This window comes from Kosakonia oryziphila (assembly GCF_900094795.1).
Taxonomy (GTDB): Bacteria; Pseudomonadota; Gammaproteobacteria; order Enterobacterales; family Enterobacteriaceae; genus Kosakonia; species Kosakonia oryziphila.
Genome location: NZ_FMBC01000001.1, coordinates 52582 through 71872, shown reverse-complemented (window position 1 = coordinate 71872; position 19291 = coordinate 52582). Strand labels below are relative to the sequence as shown.

The window sequence follows — 19291 nt, the reverse complement described above, 5'->3', positions numbered from 1 at the left end:
CGGATGGATTCCCCATCCGCTTTTTCCTCTTTCCCCACCACTCGTTCCCCGAAATGTGCGGAGAATTCACCGCCTACGGCAAATCATTACGTGGTTATATTCAATGCAGATCATTACGGAAAATGCATATTTACAATGTGCTTATTCAGCAGTACACGATAAAACTGAATGCGGATGATGTGATGATAGATGTTGATAATCACCTGCTTGTTATCAACATTTTGACGACGCTGAATCCGGTTTACTATCACCGGGAAAGTTTATACAACCAGCCAACCGGTTATCCGCTGGCCGGGTAAAGTGAAAATACCCGGCCAGCAGCCGCACTTATGCGCCCATCAATTTCTTAACCAATTCAACACACTGCAGAAACCGCGAATCATAATCAGCCGATTCAACGCGGACAAAATCAATATGGTTCTCCTGTAACATGGAAACCAACAGATCCTGAAACTCTTTGCGGTCAACCGAACTGCCCAGACTTCTTAAGCCATCATTCACCCACGGTGTATTATTTTCCAACAGGATCACTAAATCGAAGCGATATTCATCAATTAACGCCTGTACGAAGGGATGTTCACGTCCCTCATATTTTTTGCAAAATGCCTGTGTGGTGACAAAATCAGTATCGATAAAAGCCACTTTATTCGCATATTTCACCGCAAAATCGATATATTGCGCATGGCCTAAAGCAATTTTATCATAATCAGAATATTGCAACGCAATCTCATCGCCGCCGAGATGAGAAAAAACATAATCCCGTCCATATTCCCACGCACTGGTCGTATTAAAAATATTGGCGAGTTTATTCACCAGCGTCGATTTACCGCTGGATTCACCGCCCAGAATAGCCACCGTGCGGACAAAGAAAGGTTTTACTTCCGTCGGAATATAATCCCAATAGCGGAATGGGTTTTCGCGGATCTGCGAACCACTGATATTCATAAACGTACGCTGCGGATCCACCAGAACGGCCTCAATCCCCAAATGCTGCAGATACTGCGGCGCATCAGCCTCTTCCGAGGTGTAGATCCAGTTTGGCGTGATGCCTTTCTCTGTCATAAACGCTTTGATGCCTTTACTCCAGACATCCCAGCCGTGCGGATACGGCTCCATGCCCTCTTCATTAAAAGCATGAATACGAATATTTTTCTGGTACTTAAAAGTTTGCAGTAGCCAGCGCAACCGATCGCTGACCGTAGGCTGCTGCGACATCGCACTGTCTTCAAACAGCTCGCGATCGCGCGTTTCGTCGTAGCCGAGGATAATGTGCAATTCGTCAACCTGGCTACAGGCTCGCTGGATCAAATAGATATGGCCGGTATGCAGCGGATAAAACTTACCGAATACCACGCCAATATTTTTCTGCCTCCGGGGAAACTCAAGATCGAGGAAGCGGTGCAATGCCTCCAGCTTCTGCGCGCTGGGGCTTTTAATCTTCGCATTCAGCAGTTGGCTTAAATAGCCTTTGGTCATACCGCTGGCATCTGCCACTTGTTGTAATGTGCAGCCCTTCTGGCGAATAGCGGTTTTTAAATAATCAAATGACGACATTGTTGCCTCCTGCAAAAATCTTTAGCCAATTATAAGTCGTCAAAGACGGTTAGCGCATCTGAGAGCTTCTTCACGCCGAAAATCTGCATTCCTTCCGGCACTTTTTTCGGCACGTTTGCCGCCGGAACAATCGCGCGGCGGAAACCGTGTTTGGCCGCCTCAGAAATACGTTCCTGACCACTCGGCACTGGACGGATCTCACCGGCCAGTCCCACTTCGCCAAACACCACCAGATCCTGTGGCAGCGGTCTGTCGCGCAGGCTGGAAACCATCGCCAGCAGTAGTGCCAAATCTGCACTGGTTTCGGTCACTTTCACCCCGCCGACGACGTTCACGAACACATCCTGATCCGCCATCTGCAAGCCGCCGTGGCGATGCAACACCGCCAGCAGAATCGCCAGGCGGTTCTGCTCCAGACCAACTGCCACGCGGCGCGGGTTCGACATCATTGAGTGATCCACCAGCGCCTGGATCTCAACCAGTAGCGGGCGCGTCCCTTCCCATACCACCATCACAGAGCTACCGGAGGTCACTTCATCCCCACGGCTAAGAAAAATGGCCGAAGGGTTGCTGACTTCGCGCAGCCCCTGCTCAGTCATCGCAAACACGCCCAGCTCATTCACGGCACCAAAGCGGTTTTTGTGGCTACGCAAGGTACGAAAACGGGAATCGGCATCGCCGTCAAGCAGCACCGAGCAATCGATACAGTGCTCCAGCACTTTTGGCCCCGCCAGCGAACCATCTTTCGTGACATGGCCGACCATAACAATCGCCACACCGCGGGTTTTCGCGAACCGCGTCAGGTAGGCCGCCGTCTCGCGCACCTGAGCGACGCTGCCGGGTGACGACTGAATATCCGCCATATGCATCACCTGAATCGAGTCGATCACCATCAATTTGGGCTGCTCTTCATCGGCAATCATACAGATTTGCTCGATGCTGGTTTCCGAAAGCATATTCAGGTTGCCCGTCGGCAGCCCCAGGCGATGGGCGCGCATCGCAACCTGTTGCAACGACTCTTCGCCGGTGACATACAGGGTTTTCATCTGTTCAGCGAGCTTACACAGCGTCTGCAACAGCAACGTTGACTTCCCTGCGCCGGGGTTACCGCCAATCAGAATGGCGCTTCCCGGCACCACGCCGCCGCCGAGCACGCGGTCAAACTCTTTAAAACCAGTCGAAAAACGCGGCAGCTCTTCCAGACTGATTTCCGAAAGTTTCTGCACTTTCGAGACGCCCGCGCTCCCGGCATAGCCGGAGAGCCGCTCATTACGCGCCACGGTGGGCGAAGCGGCCACACGTATTTCAGTAATGGTGTTCCATGCATGGCAGGCGCTACACTGCCCCTGCCAGCGCGGATAATCCGCGCCGCATTCATTACAGACAAACGCACGTTTGGGAGCTTTCGCCACAATCACCTCTACTTCTTATTGATACTACCGGAAAGAATACAAAATACGCCCATCAGATCGGCGTGACGGATGCTGACCTCCGCTTTCTCATTCACTTTGGGCTTAGCGTGGAAGGCGATCCCCAGTCCGGCAGCTTTGATCATGAGCAGGTCATTCGCGCCATCGCCAATGGCGACAGTTTGCGTGGCCGGAATCTCGTACTTCTCAGCGAGCGCTTGCAACGTGTTGGCTTTGTACCGGGCATCGACGATATCGCCCAATACATGTCCGGTGAATTTGCCGTCCATGATTTCCAGCTCATTAGCCACTGCCGCCGTGAGGTGTAGCTTGTCGCGCAGGTAATCCGCAAAAAAGGTAAAGCCGCCGGAGACAATTGCCACTTTCCAGCCCAAGGTCTCCAGCTTCAACACCAGTTGCACCAGACCCGGCATCAGCGGTAACGATTCGCGCACCTGCATCAGAATGTTGGCATCCGCTCCTTTCAATGTTGCCACACGACTGCGCAAGCTGGCGATGAAATCAAGCTCGCCGCGCATCGCACGTTCGGTCACTTCCGCCACCATCTCGCCCGTACCGGCAAGCTTCGCAATCTCGTCAATGCACTCGATCTGAATCGCGGTGGAATCCATATCCATCACCAGCAGCCCTGGCGAGCGTAAATGCGGAATTTTACCCAGCGGCGCAACATCCATGCCTTCGTCATGCGCCAGCCGCGAAGCACGCGGCGTTAACGAACCCGCCAGGCGGATCACCTGATAATCATCAACGCACCAGGCAGCCACTATCACCATTGCTGCACCCAGTTTTCGCTGGTAGGCCGTCAGGCTCGTTTTATCAAGATTGCGCCCATACAGGAGCCAGCCGCTTCGACCGGCGTGATAGTCCAGAGGCATTACCTCATCACCACTTAAAGAGAGTGGCAACCCTGGCCACAGAGAAACATCGTCGGGCAGATCGCACCAGGTCAAACTGTTAAGCATTAAAGCTCCTGTAAAAACATTCGCGCCAGAAAGCATCGGAGGGGAAAATAACGCATGAGGCTACCTTGTAACCAGCGCTTCTGGCAACATTAAGCCTCAAATTTTTAACAGGTGGAATATGGCTCGCGAAAAACTTAAATTTCGGCTGCATCGCGCCGTAATCGTCCTCATCTGTCTGGCATTGCTGGTCGCGCTGATGCAGGGCGCATCATGGTTCAGCCAGAGCCATCAACGCCAGCGCAATCCACAGTTTGAAGAGCTGGCCAGAACCCTGGCACGCCAGGTGACGCTCAACCTTACTCCGCTGATGCGTACCGAAGCGCCGGATGCAAAACGCATTGATGTCGTGTTACGCCAGCTTACGGAAGGGAGCCGGATCCTCGATGTCGGCGTGTATGACGCACAGGGCGATCTCATCGCACGTTCGGGCGAGAGCATTAACGTTCGCGATCGGCTGGCGCTCGATGGCAAGAAAGCCGGCGGCTATTTCAGTCAACAAATTGTCGAACCCATTCAAGGGAAAAGCGGCCCGCTGGGTTATCTGCGCCTGACGCTGGATACCCACACGCTGGCGACGGAAGCCCGCCAGGTGGATAACACCACCAATATTCTGCGCCTGATGCTGCTGCTGTCGCTGGCCATTGGCGTTGTGCTGACGCGTACACTTTTGCAGGGCAAACGCACTCGCTGGCAACAATCGCCGTTCCTGCTAACAGCTAACAAATCTGTGCCGGAAGAAGAAGAGCACGAAAAGAAAGAGTAGCGGTTACCGTTAGTGGCAATCTATTGAAAAATCAAAGAAAGGAAATCGGCTATGTCGACACTTCGTCTGCTTATCTCTGAATCTTACGATCCGTGGTTCAACCTGGCAGTGGAAGAGTGTATTTTCCGCCAGATGCCCGCAACCCAGCGCGTACTGTTTTTATGGCGTAACGCCGATACCGTGGTTATTGGCCGGGCGCAGAACCCATGGAAAGAGTGCAATACACGACGCATGGAAGAAGACAATGTGCGACTGGCCCGGCGCAGCAGCGGTGGCGGCGCGGTTTTCCACGATCTCGGCAACACCTGTTTTACCTTTATGGCCGGGAAACCCGAATACGACAAAACCATCTCTACGAGTATTGTGCTCACGGCGCTCAATGTGCTCGGCGTAACGGCAGAAGCCTCCGGGCGTAACGACCTGGTCGTGAAGACCGCAGAAGGCGACCGCAAAGTGTCTGGCTCGGCCTACCGGGAAACCCGCGATCGCGGCTTCCACCACGGTACGCTACTGTTAAATGCCGATCTTAGCCGTCTGGCTAACTACCTCAATCCTGACAAGAAAAAACTGCAAGCGAAGGGCATTACCTCTGTGCGAGGACGTGTCGCCAACCTAGTGGAATTATTGCCGGGCATCACCCACGAGAAGATTTGCCTGGCGGTAACAGAGGCCTTCTTCAGCCACTACGGCGAACGCGTTAAAGCCGAAATTATCTCGCCGGAGAAAACGCCGGATCTGCCTGGTTTCGCCGAAACCTTTGCCCGCCAGAGCAGTTGGGAGTGGAACTTCGGTCAGGCACCAGCCTTCAGCCATTTGCTGGATGAGCGCTTTACCTGGGGCGGAGTGGAGCTGCATTTCGACGTTGAGAAAGGCCATATTACCCGCACGCAGGTATTTACCGACAGCCTGAACCCGGCACCGCTCGAAGCACTGGCGGCACGTTTGCAGGGCTGCCTGTACCGGGCGGATATGCTGGCGCAGGAGTGCGATGCGCTACGGGTGGATTTTCCGCATCAGGAACAGGAGCTGCGCGAGCTGTCGGCGTGGATTGTCAAAGCGGTGCGTTAACGGCAAGGCCTGATGGCGCTGCTTTTATCAGGCCGGGGGAATGCAGGCCGGGTAGGGCATCGCCTCCACCCGGCACAACAAAACGTTACGCTTTATCGCCCAGCAGGACAGATTCCAGCGCAATTTTGATCATGTCATTAAACGTCGTCTGACGCTCAGCCGAGGTGGTCTGCTCGTGGGTGCGGATATGGTCAGAAACAGTGCAGATAGTCAGCGCTTTCGCACCGAATTCTGCCGCCACACCATAGATACCAGCCGCTTCCATTTCCACGCCGAGAACACCGTATTTCTCCATCACATCGAACATTTCGCCGTCCGGAGAATAGAACAGATCGGCAGAGAACAGATTCCCCACGCGCGCGTCAACACCCAGCGTTTTCGCCGCATCGACCGCGTTACGCACCATGTCGAAATCAGCAATCGCCGCAAAGTCATGATCTTTAAAACGCATACGGTTTACTTTGGAATCGGTGCAGGCACCCATACCAATCACGATATCACGCAGTTTCACATCCATACGCACCGCACCGCAGGAACCGACGCGAATGATTTTCTTCACGCCAAAATCGGTGATCAGCTCTTTGCTATAGATGGAGCAGGACGGAATGCCCATGCCGTGGCCCATTACCGAGATTTTGCGGCCTTTGTAAGTACCGGTATAACCCAGCATACCGCGCACGCTGTTCACTTCGCGGTAATCTTCGAGGAAAGTTTCGGCAATATGCTTCGCACGTAGCGGATCGCCCGGCATCAGCACAACATCCGCAAAATCGCCCATTTCTGCATTAATATGTGGGGTAGCCATCGTTAATTCCTTTATGTTGTCAGAACAGAAAGGGCGGAAAACCCCCGCCCAAAATCATCAGAACATGGCTTTGCCATAGTCCATATCAGAAACGCCAAAGTGTTTCGCCAGCGTCTGACCAATGTCCGCGAACGTTTCACGGTGACCAAGCGAACCGGGTTTCACTTTCGGGCCGTAAACCAGCACCGGAATGTGCTCACGGGTATGATCGGTGCCCTTCCAGGTCGGATCGCAGCCGTGATCGGCGGTAAGGATCAGGATATCGTCCTCTCCCACCAGCGCCATTAGTTCCGGCAGACGACGATCAAACAGCTCCAGCCCGCCCGCATAACCGGCGACATCGCGGCGATGACCCCATGATGAGTCAAAATCAACGAAGTTGGTAAAGACAATGGTCTTATCGCCCGCTTCTTTCATCTCTTTCACAGTGGCGTCAAACAGCGCATCCAGCCCGGTGGCTTTCACTTTTTTGGTGATACCGCAGTTGGCATAGATATCGGCAATTTTGCCCACGGAAACTACATGACCGTCTTTCTCTTCCACCAGTTTTTGCAGCACGGTTGCTGACGGCGGTTCAACGGCCAGGTCATGGCGGTTACCGGTGCGCTGGAAATTACCCGCTTTATCACCGACAAACGGACGCGCAATCACGCGGCCAATGTTGTAACCACCTTCGGTCAGTTCTTCGCGCGCGATTTCGCATAGTTCATACAGCTTATCAAGACCAAACGTCTCTTCATGACAGGCGATCTGGAAGACAGAGTCCGCAGAGGTGTAGAAAATCGGCTTACCGGTTTTCATATGCTCTTCGCCCAGTTGGTCAAGGATCACCGTCCCGGAAGAGTGGCAGTTACCGAGATAACCCGGCAGATTTGCGCGTTCTACCAGTTTATCCAGCAGCGCTTGCGGGAAGCTGTTTTCGATATCGCTAAAATAGCCCCAATCGAACAGCACCGGAACGCCGGCGATTTCCCAGTGGCCTGATGGCGTATCTTTACCGGAAGAGAGCTCATGCGCCCACGCGTAAGCACCGGTGATGTCTGCGTTACCGTCCATCCCGGCCGGGATAAAACCGGTCGCACCTTCATGGGCTTTCGCCAACCCAAGACGGGTCAGATTAGGGAGATGCAACGGCCCTTTACGCCCGGTATCGGCCTCACCTTTTGCACAGACTTCAGCGATATGGCCGAGAGTGTCGGAACCCACGTCGCCGAAGCGCTCCGCGTCTTCAGTCGCGCCGATGCCGAAAGAGTCCAGCACCATAATAAATGCACGTTTCATATGTTCTCCGTACCTTGTGCTTTGTAAAAAAGCGATCAGATCAGTATACCGTTATTCAGTAATGCGTCGATAGACCGTTGGTGTCTCTTTTGCGGCGATGTGGTCCACAACGAGGGCAGCCTTCACCGCCTGCGCGGCATCCTGCCAACTGGCTTCATCCTTCGCGTGAATGACTGCCAACGGGCGCTGCCCATCCACGCGATCGCCCAGACGCACCATATCGGTAAAGCCAACGCTGTAATCGATGCTGTCTGTCGCCTGGCGACGGCCTCCTCCCATCGACACCACCGCCATACCCAGCGCGCGGGTATCCATTGCGGTAATAAAGCCTTCGTCGTCGGCATAAACGGCTTTGCTCAACGTGGCGGAGGGCAGATAGTTGGCATAGTTCTCGACAAAATCCGTCGGCCCTTTCTGCGCCGCGACCATGCGGCCAAAGATCTCTGCCGCTTTTCCGTTATCCAGCACCGCTTGCAGTTTCGCCCGGGCTTCCGCGTCATCTTTCGCCAGTTTGCCGGAAATCAACATCTCCACGCACAGCGCCATCGTGACATCAAACAGGCGCGGATTGCGGTATTCACCAGTAAGGAATTGCACCGCTTCACGCACTTCCACCGCATTGCCCGCGCTGGAAGCCAGTACCTGATTCATATCGGTCAGCAGCGCAGTCGTGCGAACGCCTGCGCCATTCGCCACGCCCACAATCGCCTCCGCCAGTTGTTCGGAGAGTGCATAAGTCGGCATAAACGCACCGCTGCCGACTTTAACGTCCATCACTAACGCATCAAGGCCTTCAGCCAGTTTTTTCGCCAGAATAGAAGCCGTGATCAGGGGGATCGAGTCCACCGTTGCGGTGATATCGCGGGTGGCATAGAAACGTTTATCGGCGGGTGCCAGTGAGTTGGTCTGGCCGATAATCGCCACGCCAACATCCTTAATAATATCGCGGAAGCGGCTATCATCCGGGAAGATGTCGAAGCCAGGAATAGCTTCCAGTTTATCGAGTGTGCCGCCGGTATGTCCCAGACCGCGCCCGGAAATCATCGGAATATAGCCACCACAGGCAGCAACCATCGGGCCAAGCATCAATGAGGTCACATCCCCGACGCCACCAGTAGAGTGTTTATCAACAATTGGGCCGTTGAGATTAAGGTGTTTCCAGTCCAGAACCGTACCGGAATCGCGCATTGCCATGGTCAACGACACGCGTTCTGGCATCGTCATGTCATGGAAAAAGATGGTCATGGCAAGCGCGGCGATCTGGCCTTCAGAAACGGTGTTATCGCGAATTCCGTTAATAAAGAAACGGATCTCTTCATCACTCAGTGCGAGACCATCGCGTTTTTTACGAATAATTTCTTGAGCGAGAAACAAGGTAACCCCCTTGCGGAATGATACGACCGGGCTACCAACGTAACCCGGCAAAACATGGTGTCATCAACCTGTACCGCCGGATGGCGGCGATACCTTACCCGACCTGCGGGTAGAGGTGCAGGCCCGGTAATGCAATCATCAGTAGCTGCTTGCGCTCTTGCCGTCGCCGTGTCCCAGCGCTTTCAGCAGGCTTGCCAGCAGGCTGGATGCGCCAAAGCGATAGTGACGGGCATCGGCCCAGTCCGCGCCAAACAGTTCATCGGCAATCGCCAGATAGTGCTGCGCGTCTTCCGCGCTGCGCACGCCACCCGCCGGTTTAAAGCCCACGGTTTTCTCAACGCCCATATCGCGGATCACTTCCAGCATGATGCGCGCGCTTTCCGGCGTGGCATTAACCGGTACTTTCCCGGTTGAGGTCTTGATAAAGTCAGCGCCCGCTTTAATTGCGATTTCTGACGCCTTACGGATCAGCGCTTCTTCTTTCAGTTCGCCAGTTTCGATGATCACTTTCAACAGCACATTGGCTGCGGCACACGCCTCTTTACAGGCTTTGACCAGATCAAAACCGACCTGCTCGTTACCAGCGATCAGCGCCCGGTATGGGAATACCACGTCAACTTCATCAGCACCATAGGCAATCGCTGCGCGGGTTTCAGCCAACGCAATGTCGATATCATCATTACCGTGCGGGAAGTTGGTTACTGTCGCAATACGCACATCCGGTGTTCCCTGTGCGTTCAGCGTCTTACGCGCAATCGGGATGAAACGCGGATAGATACAAACGGCGGCGGTGTTCCCCACCGGGGTTTTGGCCTGATGGCACAGCGCAATGACTTTCTCGTTGGTGTCATCGTCGTTCAGGGTGGTCAGATCCATTAATTGCAACGCACGCAGGCTGCTTGCCGTTAAATCACTCATATTATCTCCGACGGCATAATGCCGATTTTCTGTTCGGGCTTGTTAATATTTTAACATCAACCCACGATTACACTTCGACACTCATCACAGTTAATGAAAACTTAATTCACGCTTGCAAAACCATAATGAGATATCCATCAAACTTTAAAACGCAAAAATGGTCGTGATTACCGCTAAGGTGCGTGTGAATCAAAAGTGATAATTCGCCGGTGGCTTACACTCCTCACCCTGAACGCACGGGAGGCGCTCAACGAAGGAGCAATTTGCGATATGCTTGAAGAGCACACGCCCTACAAACCGCGCTACGTCCTGCCGGATTACGCCAAGTTTCTGGCTAACGGATCCGCGAGGCTGAAGCTGGAAGGCGCAAAGGATCTGGACGATGCGCTCTCTTTGCTGACCATTATTTATCACCATGTTCGTTACCGGCATGCCGGTTTACCTTGGGCAACTGGATGCGTTACTGCAACCATATGTTAGAATTCTAACACAATAAGAAATCGATATTCGAATAAAATGCTTCTGGCGCTATCTCGACAGAACCTTGTCAGATGCCTTTGTCCACGCCACTATCGGCCCTTATGATACGCCAGTCATCCGCGCTATCTTGCGCGCCAATGCTGAATTAAAGCAGGTCGCGCCGAATCTGACGTTTATATATGATCCGCAGATTACGCCGGATGATCTGCTGCTGGAAGTTGCCCGTAACATCTGCGCGTACAGCAAGCCGCATATCGCCAACGGCCCACTACATGATAATATTTTCACAAAAGGCGGTTATGGCATTGTCAGTTGTTACAACTCGCTGCCACTGGGCGGCGGCGGCAGTACGCTGGTACGGCTGAACCTGAAAGCCATCGCTGAAGGCAGCCGTTCTCTGGAGGAGTTTTTTACCCAGCGGCTGCCACATTATTGCCAGCAACAGTTGGCCATTATCGATGCGCGCTGCGACTTCCTGTATCAACACTCCGGTTTCTTTGAGCATAGCGCCCTTGTGCAGGAGGGGCTGATCGCCGCCGATCGTTTTGCGCCAATGTTCGGTATGTATGGGCTTGCTGAAGCGGCCAATATCCTGTGCGATAAAGCGAATATCGCGGGGCGCTACGGCAAAGATGAGCAGGCCAATGTCCTCGGCTACCGCATCAGCGAGCAACTGGTGACATTTATTGAGAATACGCCGATCAAATACGGCTGGAAGCTATTGAACCGCTGGCGGAAGCACTGCAACAACGCGGCGTCACCACCGTGCTGCGCCCGGTGCTATACCTGTAAAGCGAAAAGCTGCTGCGTATTCTCCAGTAACGTTTGGGCGATCACATCCGGGGCTTCAGGGCGCAGTTCACACAGCGTGGCAAAAACCCGCGCCGCCTGCTCCGGCCGATTAGGCTGTCCCTGGAAGCCATTCAGCGGCATATCCGGCGCATCAGTCTCCAGCAACAATGCGGATAGCGGCAACTGCGCCATTACATCACGGGTTTTACTGGCGCGTGGATAAGTGATCGTTCCGCCGACGCCAATGTAATACCCCAGTTCAATAAAACGCTGCGCCTGTTGCAGGCTACCGGAAAAACCGTGAACCACGCCGGTGCGCGACAAAGCCTGCTTTTTCAGGTGCAACGCCAGTTTGTCATGTGTACGCCGCGAATGAAGGATCACAGGCAAATCAAAGCGTTTCGCCAGTTTTAGCTGCGCATCCAGCACCTGCTGCTGGCGTTCAAACTGTGGGTTATCGCGATAAAGATCAAGGCCAATCTCGCCAATCGCCACCACCTTCTCCGGCCTGGCAGTCAGCACCTGCTCAAGCTGCTCAAGGCTTTGCACCGTATGTTCTTCAATCACTATCGGATGCAGACCCAGCGCGGCATACAGCGCAGAATGCTCGCGCGCCAGAGAGCAAACGCGATCGAAATAGCGCGCAGCGATGGCCGGTACGATAATGCTCCCGACGCCAGCGTCTGCCGCGTGGGCAATACTGGCGGCTTCATCCCCCGTAAAGGGCGGAAAATCAAAATGGCAGTGTGTATCGATAAAGCGGAAACTCACGCCGTATCCTCTTTATTAATGGGTAAGTCGTTGGCTTGTAATCCATTAACCGGCGGCGCATCCAGCACATCGTTGGCGACAGCTGCAGGCGGTACCACGCGGGTGGCAGGAACGGGGGCGGCAACGACTGCGGGCGGCACAACAAGGGGAGCCGACACCGGAGTATGGCGAATCAGCGGCGGGGTTTCCGCCAGCAGTTTTCCTACCGTCGCCAGAAAATAACGTCCACACAGACGGCCGATTTTATAATCATCGCGTAGCGCCGGTAATCGGCTGCCCAACGCCATGCTATTCAAAAGTTTTGGCGGATAGATTTCAAGTATGCGTAGTTTTCCCGGCGGAGTTTCGATAAACCGCTGAATCGCTGAATAACTTTTCTCGTGGTGCTGCACCAGGTTAACCAGCGGCTGCAAGCTGCTGTCGCCCAGCCAACGTTCCATACGTTTAAACCACTGTGGCGTGTAGTACATCTGAGAAGGCACGGTGCGGATCACCACGATGGTTTTCGCTCCACGCTTAGCCGCTTCCTGAACCGGGATCGCATCGCTGACGCCGCCATCAAGATATTTCACGCCATTGAGCGACACCCCGGAACGGTAAAAACCCGGAATTGCGCTGGAAGCGCGGATCTGATCCAGCCACGTCTGGTGGGTTGGCGAAAAATATTCCGCAGTGTAATCATCCTGGCGGCAGGCGCACATATAGAACGCTTTACCGGCATCAAAAGAACGCGCGGCAAAATCCATCGCCAGCGGCATCTGGCGGGATGTCGAATCAACCAACCAGTCGAGATCGATAAGGTTACCGCCGCGCACGAAGCGCACCGGGTCAAAAAAGTCACGCGTGGTGGTGTAGCGCATGATCACTTTGCGGGCATAGCCGGGCTGGTTGCAAACATAAGCCGAGAGGTTTTGCGCGCCCGCAGAGGTACCAAAGTAAAGATCGAAGGGGTTAAAGTCCGCCTGCATAAACTCGTCCAGTACCCCGGCGGTGAAAATGCCACGCTGGCCTCCGCCTTCGCACACCAGCGCGAGGCGGCCCGGACGAAACGGTTTTAACGCCAAAGGCGCAATATTGCCCAGCGTTATTGGAATATATTGCCCCACCCTGCTTTCCTTTTGGCTGCGTGTATCAATCAAAGTAACGCAATTTCTGCCGGGCCGAAATAGTAAAGCCAGTCACGAAGACTGGCTTTACTGTAAGCGAAATTTAAGTGCTAACTACGCTATGGACGCCGACGGCCCATAAACAGGCTGACCAGGAACAGGACGATACCGACGATAAAGACGATTTTCGCCGCACCTGCAGCCGTCCCCGCCAGACCACCAAAGCCCAGAGCGGCGGCAATTAACGCGATAACCAGAAATATAATGCCCCAACGAAACATAAGAGTCTCCTTTACCATAGTTAATGTCGACCGCCTACGATGAGCGCTCAGGCTGCCCATCTGCGATATCTTCCCGGCACGTATTCGTCGCGCCCGTCCACGCGAGCGCTGACGTTTTCAGGAATTGTTACTTCACTTTTAGATCGTTTTTGACACTTTTAACGCCCTCAATCGCTTTCGCGATACTTTCGGCGCGTTCACTTTGGGCCTGAGAATCAACCGTACCGGACAACTGCACGACGCCGTCGGTGGTTTCAACTTTCACCTTACGAGACGGTACAATGTCATCGGCCAGCAATTTAGCTTTGATTTCACTGGTTGTAGCGGTATCACCCGCATAACCTTTCATTGACTGGTTTTTCCCGTCACGGACATGCAGTTTGTCGCTGACCGAAGCAACGCCTTCCACACCTTTGGCCACAGAGACAGCCTGTTCGGCTTGTGCCTGGCTTTCAACGAAGCCGCTCAGCGTGACTACCTTGTTGTCCGTTTTGACAGAAATATCGGTGCTCTTAATATTTTCATGATCCACCAGCGCCGCTTTCACTTTTGCAGTGATGGAGCTGTCATCCATGAATCCACCGACTTTAGTCATCGAGCTGTCGATTTTTTCCCCCGCGCCGGATGCAGCGTTTTGCGCTTTGTCGGTGGTCGTGTTTGCCGCAAAAGCGGAACCACTTGCCACTACAGAGCCCAGCACGACGGCCAGCAGAGTTTTAGAAATCTTCAGTTTTGTCATAGTCATCGATGTCGTTCCTGTTGGTTTGCCCACAATTTGGGCCGCTTGCAGCAACTCGGGCTGCTTAACTGCCAGGGCGAAAGCTCGCCCAATCCAGCGTCGATCAGTGGCGAAGACAATGCCGCTACTTATCTGGCTGAGGCAGTTATTAATCTCCTTTAGCAATGACGACTTAGAATAAAAGGCCACTAAACACACAATTAATAGGATTTTTGTCCACCATAAATGTCATCACTTTGTTAAATATAGAACACTATCGACAAAAATCCCGGCCAACAGGTTAAAAAACGAGCAGAGAGGAAAAAAAGGGTGGGTTTTAAGAACATTCCGCAAGAGGCTAAAAAGACAGGAAAAGTGCCGGAGCACGGCGAATACCGTGCTCCGTGGGGGATTAATGCTCGCGAGTTTTATGGAAAGTGACTTCCGGATAGCGTTCCTGTGTCAGGTTCAGGTTCACCATCGTCGGCGCGATATAGGTCAGGTTATCCCCACCATCCAGCGCCAACTGGATTTCATTCTTACGCTTAAACTCTTCGAATTTCTTCACGTCACTGCTTTCAACCCAGCGCGCCGTCGCCACGTTAACGGATTCATACACCGCTTCTACGTTGTACTCGCTCTTCAGGCGCGACACGACCACGTCAAACTGCAACACACCTACTGCGCCCACGATCAGATCGTTGTTGGCGATGGGGCGGAATACCTGCACCGCGCCCTCTTCCGAAAGCTGCACCAGGCCTTTCAGCAACTGTTTTTGCTTCAGCGGATCGCGCAGACGAATACGGCGGAACAGCTCCGGGGCGAAGTTCGGAATACCGGTGAACTTCATCATTTCGCCCTGAGTAAAGGTATCACCAATCTGAATGGTGCCGTGGTTGTGCAGCCCGATAATGTCACCAGGATAAGCTTCTTCAACGTGAGAACGGTCGCCAGCCATAAAAGTCAGCGCGTCAGAGATAACCACATCTTTGCCGGTGCGCACCTGACGCAGCTTCATCCCTTTTTCATATTTACCTGACACCACGCGCATAAATGCCACGCGGTCGCGGTGTTTCGGATCCATGTTCGCCTGGATCTTAAAGACGAAACCGGTAAACTTGCTGTCGTCTGCTTTCACTTCGCGCAGATCCGTTTGACGCGGCATTGGCGCTGGCGCCCACTCAACCAGGCCGTCCAGCATATGGTCAACGCCGAAGTTACCCAGCGCGGTGCCGAAGAAGACCGGGGTGATTTCACCGCTCAGGAACAGCTCTTTATCGAACTCGTTGGAGGCACCCTGTACCAGCTCCAGCTCATCACGCAGTTGCTGCGCCAGATCTTCACCCACCGCTTTATCGAGATCCGGATTGTTCAGCCCTTTAACGATACGAACTTCCTGAATCGTGTGGCCCTGCCCGGTTTGATAAAGATAGGTTTCATCTTTATAAAGGTGGTAAACACCTTTAAATAACTTACCGCAGCCAATCGGCCAGGTGATTGGCGCACAGGCAATCTTCAGCTCGTTTTCCACTTCATCCAGCAATTCCATCGGATCGCGGATGTCACGGTCGAGTTTGTTCATAAAGGTCAGGATCGGCGTATCGCGCAGACGGGTAACTTCCATCAGTTTACGGGTTCGATCTTCAACACCTTTCGCTGCATCGATAACCATCAGGCAGCAGTCCACAGCCGTTAGCGTACGGTAGGTATCTTCGGAGAAGTCTTCATGCCCCGGGGTATCCAGCAGGTTCACCAGGCACTCGTGATACGGGAACTGCATCACGGAAGTAGTGATGGAGATCCCACGCTGTTTTTCCATCTCCATCCAGTCGGATTTCGCATGCTGGCTGGAGCCGCGACCTTTTACCGTACCGGCGGTCTGAATTGCCTGTCCGAACAGCAAGACCTTTTCGGTGATGGTGGTTTTACCCGCATCGGGGTGCGAGATGATGGCGAACGTACGGCGCTTCGCCACCTCTTGTAAATAAGGAGACAACGTCATAATAAAAATCTTCTGTGTAATTGCGCGGCCTCAGACCACGCGATGAAATACGAAAAATGCGGCTATTGTACTCAACAGTAAAGTGCAGACAATCAATGTTTATACCCGTCATACTTCAAGCTGCATGTGCGTTGGCTTTCCTCGCTCACCCCAGTCACTTACTTATGTAAGCTCCTGGGGATTACTGAGAGACATCCTGTCTCTCACCGGAGGCCAACCTTCGGTTGGGCAAATTCGTTCCCGACGAATTTGTCACTGCGTCGCCGTCTTCCTGCAACTCGAATTATTTAGGGTATACACAGGCGTTGCTCCAGTTCGTTCAGGGACGTTACGGTCCAGGTCGGGTTAATGCCTTCAGGTAGTGCGCGATTGTGCGCATTCAGCCAGCAGGTGGATAGCCCGGCGTTGATGCCGCCCAGAATGTCAGATTCTGCCGTATCGCCCACCATCATGACGCGCTCACGATCCGGGTTGTCGGCCAGTTGTAGCGCATGATCGAAAATACGGCGATCGGGTTTGGCGACACCGACTTCTTCGGAAATAACCAATAAATCAAAATAGTCGCGCAAACCGGTGCGTTCCAGACGAATTTGCTGCAACGCGGTAAAACCGTTGGTAATAATACCCAGCTTCGCCTTGCCTTTCAGGCTATCGAGCAGAGAAACGGCACCCGGCAGCGGAGCGCAAATCTCAGCCATCGCATTAAGAAACGCGTCGTTCAGCGAACCCGCCGGAACGTTCAGACGCTCAGACCAACCCTGAAAACGGCGGTGTTGCAGTTGCAGCGCGGTGATGGCGCCATTCTGGTAATCAACCCACAGCGGCTTATTAATAGACTGATATTCAAGAAAGTCCTGGTCGGTGAATGTCACGCTATAGTCAAGAAACATCCGTTGTAAGCCGCCAAACGCATCAAAGGTAAACAGCGTTTCGTCAGCATCAAAGAGTATCCAGTCCCATTTCATTACATCACCTTTTTAAATTGACAGAGCCATTACTATCGCGTCTTCGCGCCCGTTGGCGGTGGGATAGTAATTGCGGCGGATTGTCGCCTCGTTAAACCCTAAACTTTCATACAGTGCAATCGCGCCCACGTTGGAAGCGCGCACTTCCAGCCACAGGGTTAATACCTCGCGGGCTTCCAGTTCGCGGATCAGATGTTCCAGCAACTGGCGGCCAAACCCTTTGCGTTGCCATGCGGGATCAACCGCGATGTTAAACAAAGTGGCTTCATCCAGCACGACTTGCGTAATGGCGAAAGCCGCCATCTCATCGCCCACCATTAGCCGGTAGTTGAGGTAGCGCTCCCCTTGATTGCTGGCGAAGGTCTTTTCGCTCCAGGGGAAGGCATGCGCCCGGGTTTCAATCTGATATGCGCGGGCTAAATCAGCCGTGCTGAGGGAAGAAATCGTGTTCATGTTCGCAGATTTGTTGCCATAACGCGGCGCGTGCCGCAGGGTTAGTGCGTAATTCATCCACGCTGGGCGTCGCGACCTGTGCACCCGCCAGCGACTGCGGCTCATCGACACCCAGCCACCAACTGTTGCACTGGCTACCCGGCGGTAGCATCGCGACGCGATCCGGCGTCAACTGTAATACCTGATCCGCCGTAATGGTAAGCGCACGCAGTACGTCGCTCACCAGCGGTTCAGCAAGCATCGGCGGTTCAAAAGCGACCATCACCAGACGAATATGCGCAGGCAGCGAAATGGCGATTTCGCCCTGCAACACTGCCGGGCGTCGCAAGCTCCACTGAGTAATGCCCAGTTGCTGTAATTGCCAGTCGCGTCGGGAAGTCATAGCGAAACACTCCTGTGGTCAGGCGCGCAAATATAGCAAACTCGGCGAAAATGCGCCATTAACGACACTCGTCAACAAAGAGGCAGTTTGAAGGATAACGTGTATAATCGCCGCCTGAGTTAAACGAGGAACCCCATTAATGTCTGCTTTTACCCCGGCAAGTGAAGTCTTGCTGCGCCACAGTGACGATTTCGAAACCAACCGCATTCTGTTTGCCGGTGATTTGCAGGATGACCTGCCAGCTCGTCTGGAGACGGCTGAAAGCCGTGCCTGGACACAACAGTTTCACCAGTGGCAAACCTTAAGCCAGCAGATGGGCGAACGCGCCTGTTACAGCCTGGTCGCTGACAATAATACGATCGGCGAGGTCGATACGCTGATCTATTACTGGCCAAAAAATAAACCCGAAGCGCAGTTTCAACTAATGAACCTGCTGTCGCTGCTGCCAGTTGGCTGCGATATTTTCGTCGTCGGCGAAAACCGTAGCGGCGTGCGAAGCGCCGAGCAGATGCTGGCTGCATATTGCCCGCTCAACAAAATAGACAGCGCGCGTCGCTGCGGCCTGTATTACGGCCGTCTGGAGAAGAAACCTGAGTTTGATGCGAATGGTTTCTGGGGCGAGTATGCGCTGGGCGATCTAACGATTAAAACCCTGCCAGGGGTCTTTAGCCGCGACGGATTAGATGTGGGCAGCCAGTTGTTGCTCTCGACCCTGACACCGCACACGAAAGGTAAAGTGCTGGATGTTGGCTGCGGCGCCGGTGTGTTGGCCGCAGTGCTGGCGAGCCATTCGCCGAAAGTGCGTTTAACCCTGTGCGACGTTTCCGCTCCGGCGGTAGAAGCCAGCCGCGCGACACTTGCCGCCAACGGCTTTGAAGGGGAGGTTTTTGCCAGCAATGTCTTCTCTGAAGTCACTGGTCGCTTCGATATGATCATCTCCAATCCGCCGTTCCATGATGGCCTGCAAACCAGTTTTGAAGCTGCGCAGACGTTGATACGCGGTGCGGTGCGTCATCTGAACAGCGGCGGCGAGCTGCGCATTGTCGCTAACGCCTTCCTGCCGTACCCGGAAGTATTAGATCAGACCTTCGGTTTCCATGAAGTGATCGCGCAGACCGGACGTTTCAAAGTTTACCGCACTGTAATGACGCGCCAGGCGCTGAAATAATCGATCTTTTCCCGGCGA

General features: G+C 53.7%; 19 protein-coding genes and 1 pseudogene. 5 read left to right on the top strand and 15 right to left on the bottom strand.

The features are described 5' to 3' along the window. Nucleotides 1-122: 122 nt before the first annotated feature. Nucleotides 123-299, top strand: coding sequence for a hypothetical protein (locus GA0061070_RS25065; RefSeq protein ID WP_167353516.1), 177 nt, complete (start codon nucleotides 123-125; stop codon nucleotides 297-299). Nucleotides 300-327: 28 nt separating this feature from the next. Here GA0061070_RS25065 and nadR read toward each other — a convergent pair whose 3' ends face one another. From nadR to serB, 3 genes are read right to left on the bottom strand one after another with little or no spacing between them, the layout of a single operon-like run. Continuing rightward, the gene (nadR, locus tag GA0061070_RS00390) at nucleotides 328-1554 is read right to left on the bottom strand and encodes a multifunctional transcriptional regulator/nicotinamide-nucleotide adenylyltransferase/ribosylnicotinamide kinase NadR (RefSeq protein WP_090122422.1); all 1227 of its coding nucleotides are present in this window, start codon (nucleotides 1552-1554) and stop codon (nucleotides 328-330) included. A gap of 29 nt (nucleotides 1555-1583) precedes the next feature. After that, nucleotides 1584-2966 carry a DNA repair protein RadA gene (radA, locus tag GA0061070_RS00385; RefSeq protein WP_090132981.1) on the bottom strand — a complete coding sequence of 461 codons (1383 nt, stop codon included), beginning with the start codon at nucleotides 2964-2966 and terminating at the stop codon, nucleotides 1584-1586. Nucleotides 2967-2974: 8 nt separating this feature from the next. After that, entirely contained in the window at nucleotides 2975-3946 is a 972-nt protein-coding gene (gene serB, locus GA0061070_RS00380) for a phosphoserine phosphatase (protein WP_090132688.1), read from the bottom strand. Nucleotides 3947-4064: 118 nt separating this feature from the next. Between serB and GA0061070_RS24525 the strand changes: the two genes are divergently transcribed. Next, entirely contained in the window at nucleotides 4065-4709 is a 645-nt protein-coding gene (locus tag GA0061070_RS24525; RefSeq protein WP_139109715.1) for a YtjB family periplasmic protein, read from the top strand. A 51-nt stretch (nucleotides 4710-4760) separates the two neighbouring features. Then, the gene (gene lplA, locus GA0061070_RS24520; RefSeq protein ID WP_139109714.1) at nucleotides 4761-5777 is read left to right on the top strand and encodes a lipoate--protein ligase; all 1017 of its coding nucleotides are present in this window, start codon (nucleotides 4761-4763) and stop codon (nucleotides 5775-5777) included. A gap of 85 nt (nucleotides 5778-5862) precedes the next feature. On the opposite strand, the gene deoD is transcribed toward lplA, so the two are convergent. The 4 genes from deoD to deoC all read right to left on the bottom strand — a co-directional run bounded on the left by deoD (nucleotide 5863) and on the right by deoC (nucleotide 10155). Next, nucleotides 5863-6582, bottom strand: a complete 720-nt coding sequence (gene deoD, locus GA0061070_RS00370; protein WP_090132685.1) for a purine-nucleoside phosphorylase — start codon at nucleotides 6580-6582, stop codon at nucleotides 5863-5865. Nucleotides 6583-6639: 57 nt separating this feature from the next. Beyond that, complete coding sequence (deoB, locus tag GA0061070_RS00365; RefSeq protein WP_090132682.1) at nucleotides 6640-7863, bottom strand: phosphopentomutase; 1224 nt, start codon at nucleotides 7861-7863, stop codon at nucleotides 6640-6642. Between the two features lie 51 nt (nucleotides 7864-7914). Continuing rightward, nucleotides 7915-9237: a thymidine phosphorylase gene (deoA, locus tag GA0061070_RS00360; RefSeq protein WP_090132679.1), complete on the bottom strand. Its 1323-nt coding sequence runs from the start codon at nucleotides 9235-9237 to the stop codon at nucleotides 7915-7917. Nucleotides 9238-9375: 138 nt separating this feature from the next. Then, a complete protein-coding gene (gene deoC, locus GA0061070_RS00355) occupies nucleotides 9376-10155 on the bottom strand; it encodes a deoxyribose-phosphate aldolase (protein WP_072440101.1) in 780 nt (259 codons plus the stop codon). Nucleotides 10156-10377: 222 nt separating this feature from the next. Here deoC and GA0061070_RS00350 point away from each other — a divergent pair. After that, nucleotides 10378-11353: pseudogene (locus GA0061070_RS00350) on the top strand (glycyl radical enzyme domain-containing protein); the annotation flags it as partial. A 62-nt stretch (nucleotides 11354-11415) separates the two neighbouring features. Here GA0061070_RS00350 and GA0061070_RS00345 read toward each other — a convergent pair. From GA0061070_RS00345 to GA0061070_RS00310, 8 genes are all read right to left on the bottom strand, one after another. Further along, nucleotides 11416-12198 (bottom strand): TatD family hydrolase, encoded by a 783-nt coding sequence (locus tag GA0061070_RS00345; RefSeq protein WP_090132676.1) that lies wholly within the window; start codon nucleotides 12196-12198, stop codon nucleotides 11416-11418. After that, complete coding sequence (locus tag GA0061070_RS00340) at nucleotides 12195-13304, bottom strand: patatin-like phospholipase family protein (protein ID WP_090132673.1); 1110 nt, start codon at nucleotides 13302-13304, stop codon at nucleotides 12195-12197. The genes GA0061070_RS00345 and GA0061070_RS00340 overlap by 4 nt, the downstream gene beginning before the upstream one ends. Nucleotides 13305-13423: 119 nt before the next feature. Continuing rightward, a complete protein-coding gene (locus GA0061070_RS00335) occupies nucleotides 13424-13585 on the bottom strand; it encodes a DUF1328 domain-containing protein (protein WP_023480205.1) in 162 nt (53 codons plus the stop codon). Nucleotides 13586-13712: 127 nt separating this feature from the next. Continuing rightward, entirely contained in the window at nucleotides 13713-14330 is a 618-nt protein-coding gene (gene osmY, locus GA0061070_RS00330; protein ID WP_090132668.1) for a molecular chaperone OsmY, read from the bottom strand. Nucleotides 14331-14715: 385 nt separating this feature from the next. Further along, nucleotides 14716-16305, bottom strand: a complete 1590-nt coding sequence (prfC, locus tag GA0061070_RS00325) for a peptide chain release factor 3 (protein ID WP_090132666.1) — start codon at nucleotides 16303-16305, stop codon at nucleotides 14716-14718. A gap of 287 nt (nucleotides 16306-16592) precedes the next feature. Continuing rightward, nucleotides 16593-17270, bottom strand: a complete 678-nt coding sequence (gene yjjG, locus GA0061070_RS00320) for a pyrimidine 5'-nucleotidase (RefSeq protein ID WP_090132663.1) — start codon at nucleotides 17268-17270, stop codon at nucleotides 16593-16595. Nucleotides 17271-17282: 12 nt separating this feature from the next. Then, the gene (gene rimI, locus GA0061070_RS00315; protein WP_064568497.1) at nucleotides 17283-17723 is read right to left on the bottom strand and encodes a ribosomal protein S18-alanine N-acetyltransferase; all 441 of its coding nucleotides are present in this window, start codon (nucleotides 17721-17723) and stop codon (nucleotides 17283-17285) included. Beyond that, nucleotides 17692-18105, bottom strand: a complete 414-nt coding sequence (locus GA0061070_RS00310; RefSeq protein ID WP_090132660.1) for a DNA polymerase III subunit psi — start codon at nucleotides 18103-18105, stop codon at nucleotides 17692-17694. Before GA0061070_RS00310 ends, rimI begins: the two co-directional genes overlap by 32 nt. A gap of 139 nt (nucleotides 18106-18244) precedes the next feature. Between GA0061070_RS00310 and rsmC the strand changes: the two genes are divergently transcribed. Then, nucleotides 18245-19273, top strand: coding sequence for a 16S rRNA (guanine(1207)-N(2))-methyltransferase RsmC (gene rsmC, locus GA0061070_RS00305; RefSeq protein WP_090132657.1), 1029 nt, complete (start codon nucleotides 18245-18247; stop codon nucleotides 19271-19273). Nucleotides 19274-19291 lie beyond the last annotated feature (18 nt).

Excerpts from the sequence above, each read along its gene's own strand:
- GA0061070_RS00335 (WP_023480205.1), bottom strand. The coding sequence starts at position 13,585 with ATGTTTCGTTGGGGCATTATATTTCTGGTTATCGCGTTAATTGCCGCC.
- GA0061070_RS00310 (WP_090132660.1), bottom strand. The coding sequence starts at position 18,105 with ATGACTTCCCGACGCGACTGGCAATTACAGCAACTGGGCATTACTCAG.
- nadR (WP_090122422.1), bottom strand. The coding sequence starts at position 1,554 with ATGTCGTCATTTGATTATTTAAAAACCGCTATTCGCCAGAAGGGCTGC.
- osmY (WP_090132668.1), bottom strand. The coding sequence starts at position 14,330 with ATGACTATGACAAAACTGAAGATTTCTAAAACTCTGCTGGCCGTCGTG.
- deoB (WP_090132682.1), bottom strand. The coding sequence starts at position 7,863 with ATGAAACGTGCATTTATTATGGTGCTGGACTCTTTCGGCATCGGCGCG.
- GA0061070_RS24525 (WP_139109715.1), top strand. The coding sequence starts at position 4,065 with ATGGCTCGCGAAAAACTTAAATTTCGGCTGCATCGCGCCGTAATCGTC.
- serB (WP_090132688.1), bottom strand. The coding sequence starts at position 3,946 with ATGCTTAACAGTTTGACCTGGTGCGATCTGCCCGACGATGTTTCTCTG.
- prfC (WP_090132666.1), bottom strand. The coding sequence starts at position 16,305 with ATGACGTTGTCTCCTTATTTACAAGAGGTGGCGAAGCGCCGTACGTTC.
- rsmC (WP_090132657.1), top strand. The coding sequence starts at position 18,245 with ATGTCTGCTTTTACCCCGGCAAGTGAAGTCTTGCTGCGCCACAGTGAC.
- lplA (WP_139109714.1), top strand. The coding sequence starts at position 4,761 with ATGTCGACACTTCGTCTGCTTATCTCTGAATCTTACGATCCGTGGTTC.
- deoD (WP_090132685.1), bottom strand. The coding sequence starts at position 6,582 with ATGGCTACCCCACATATTAATGCAGAAATGGGCGATTTTGCGGATGTT.
- GA0061070_RS25065 (WP_167353516.1), top strand. The coding sequence starts at position 123 with ATGCATATTTACAATGTGCTTATTCAGCAGTACACGATAAAACTGAAT.
- deoC (WP_072440101.1), bottom strand. The coding sequence starts at position 10,155 with ATGAGTGATTTAACGGCAAGCAGCCTGCGTGCGTTGCAATTAATGGAT.
- rimI (WP_064568497.1), bottom strand. The coding sequence starts at position 17,723 with ATGAACACGATTTCTTCCCTCAGCACGGCTGATTTAGCCCGCGCATAT.
- yjjG (WP_090132663.1), bottom strand. The coding sequence starts at position 17,270 with ATGAAATGGGACTGGATACTCTTTGATGCTGACGAAACGCTGTTTACC.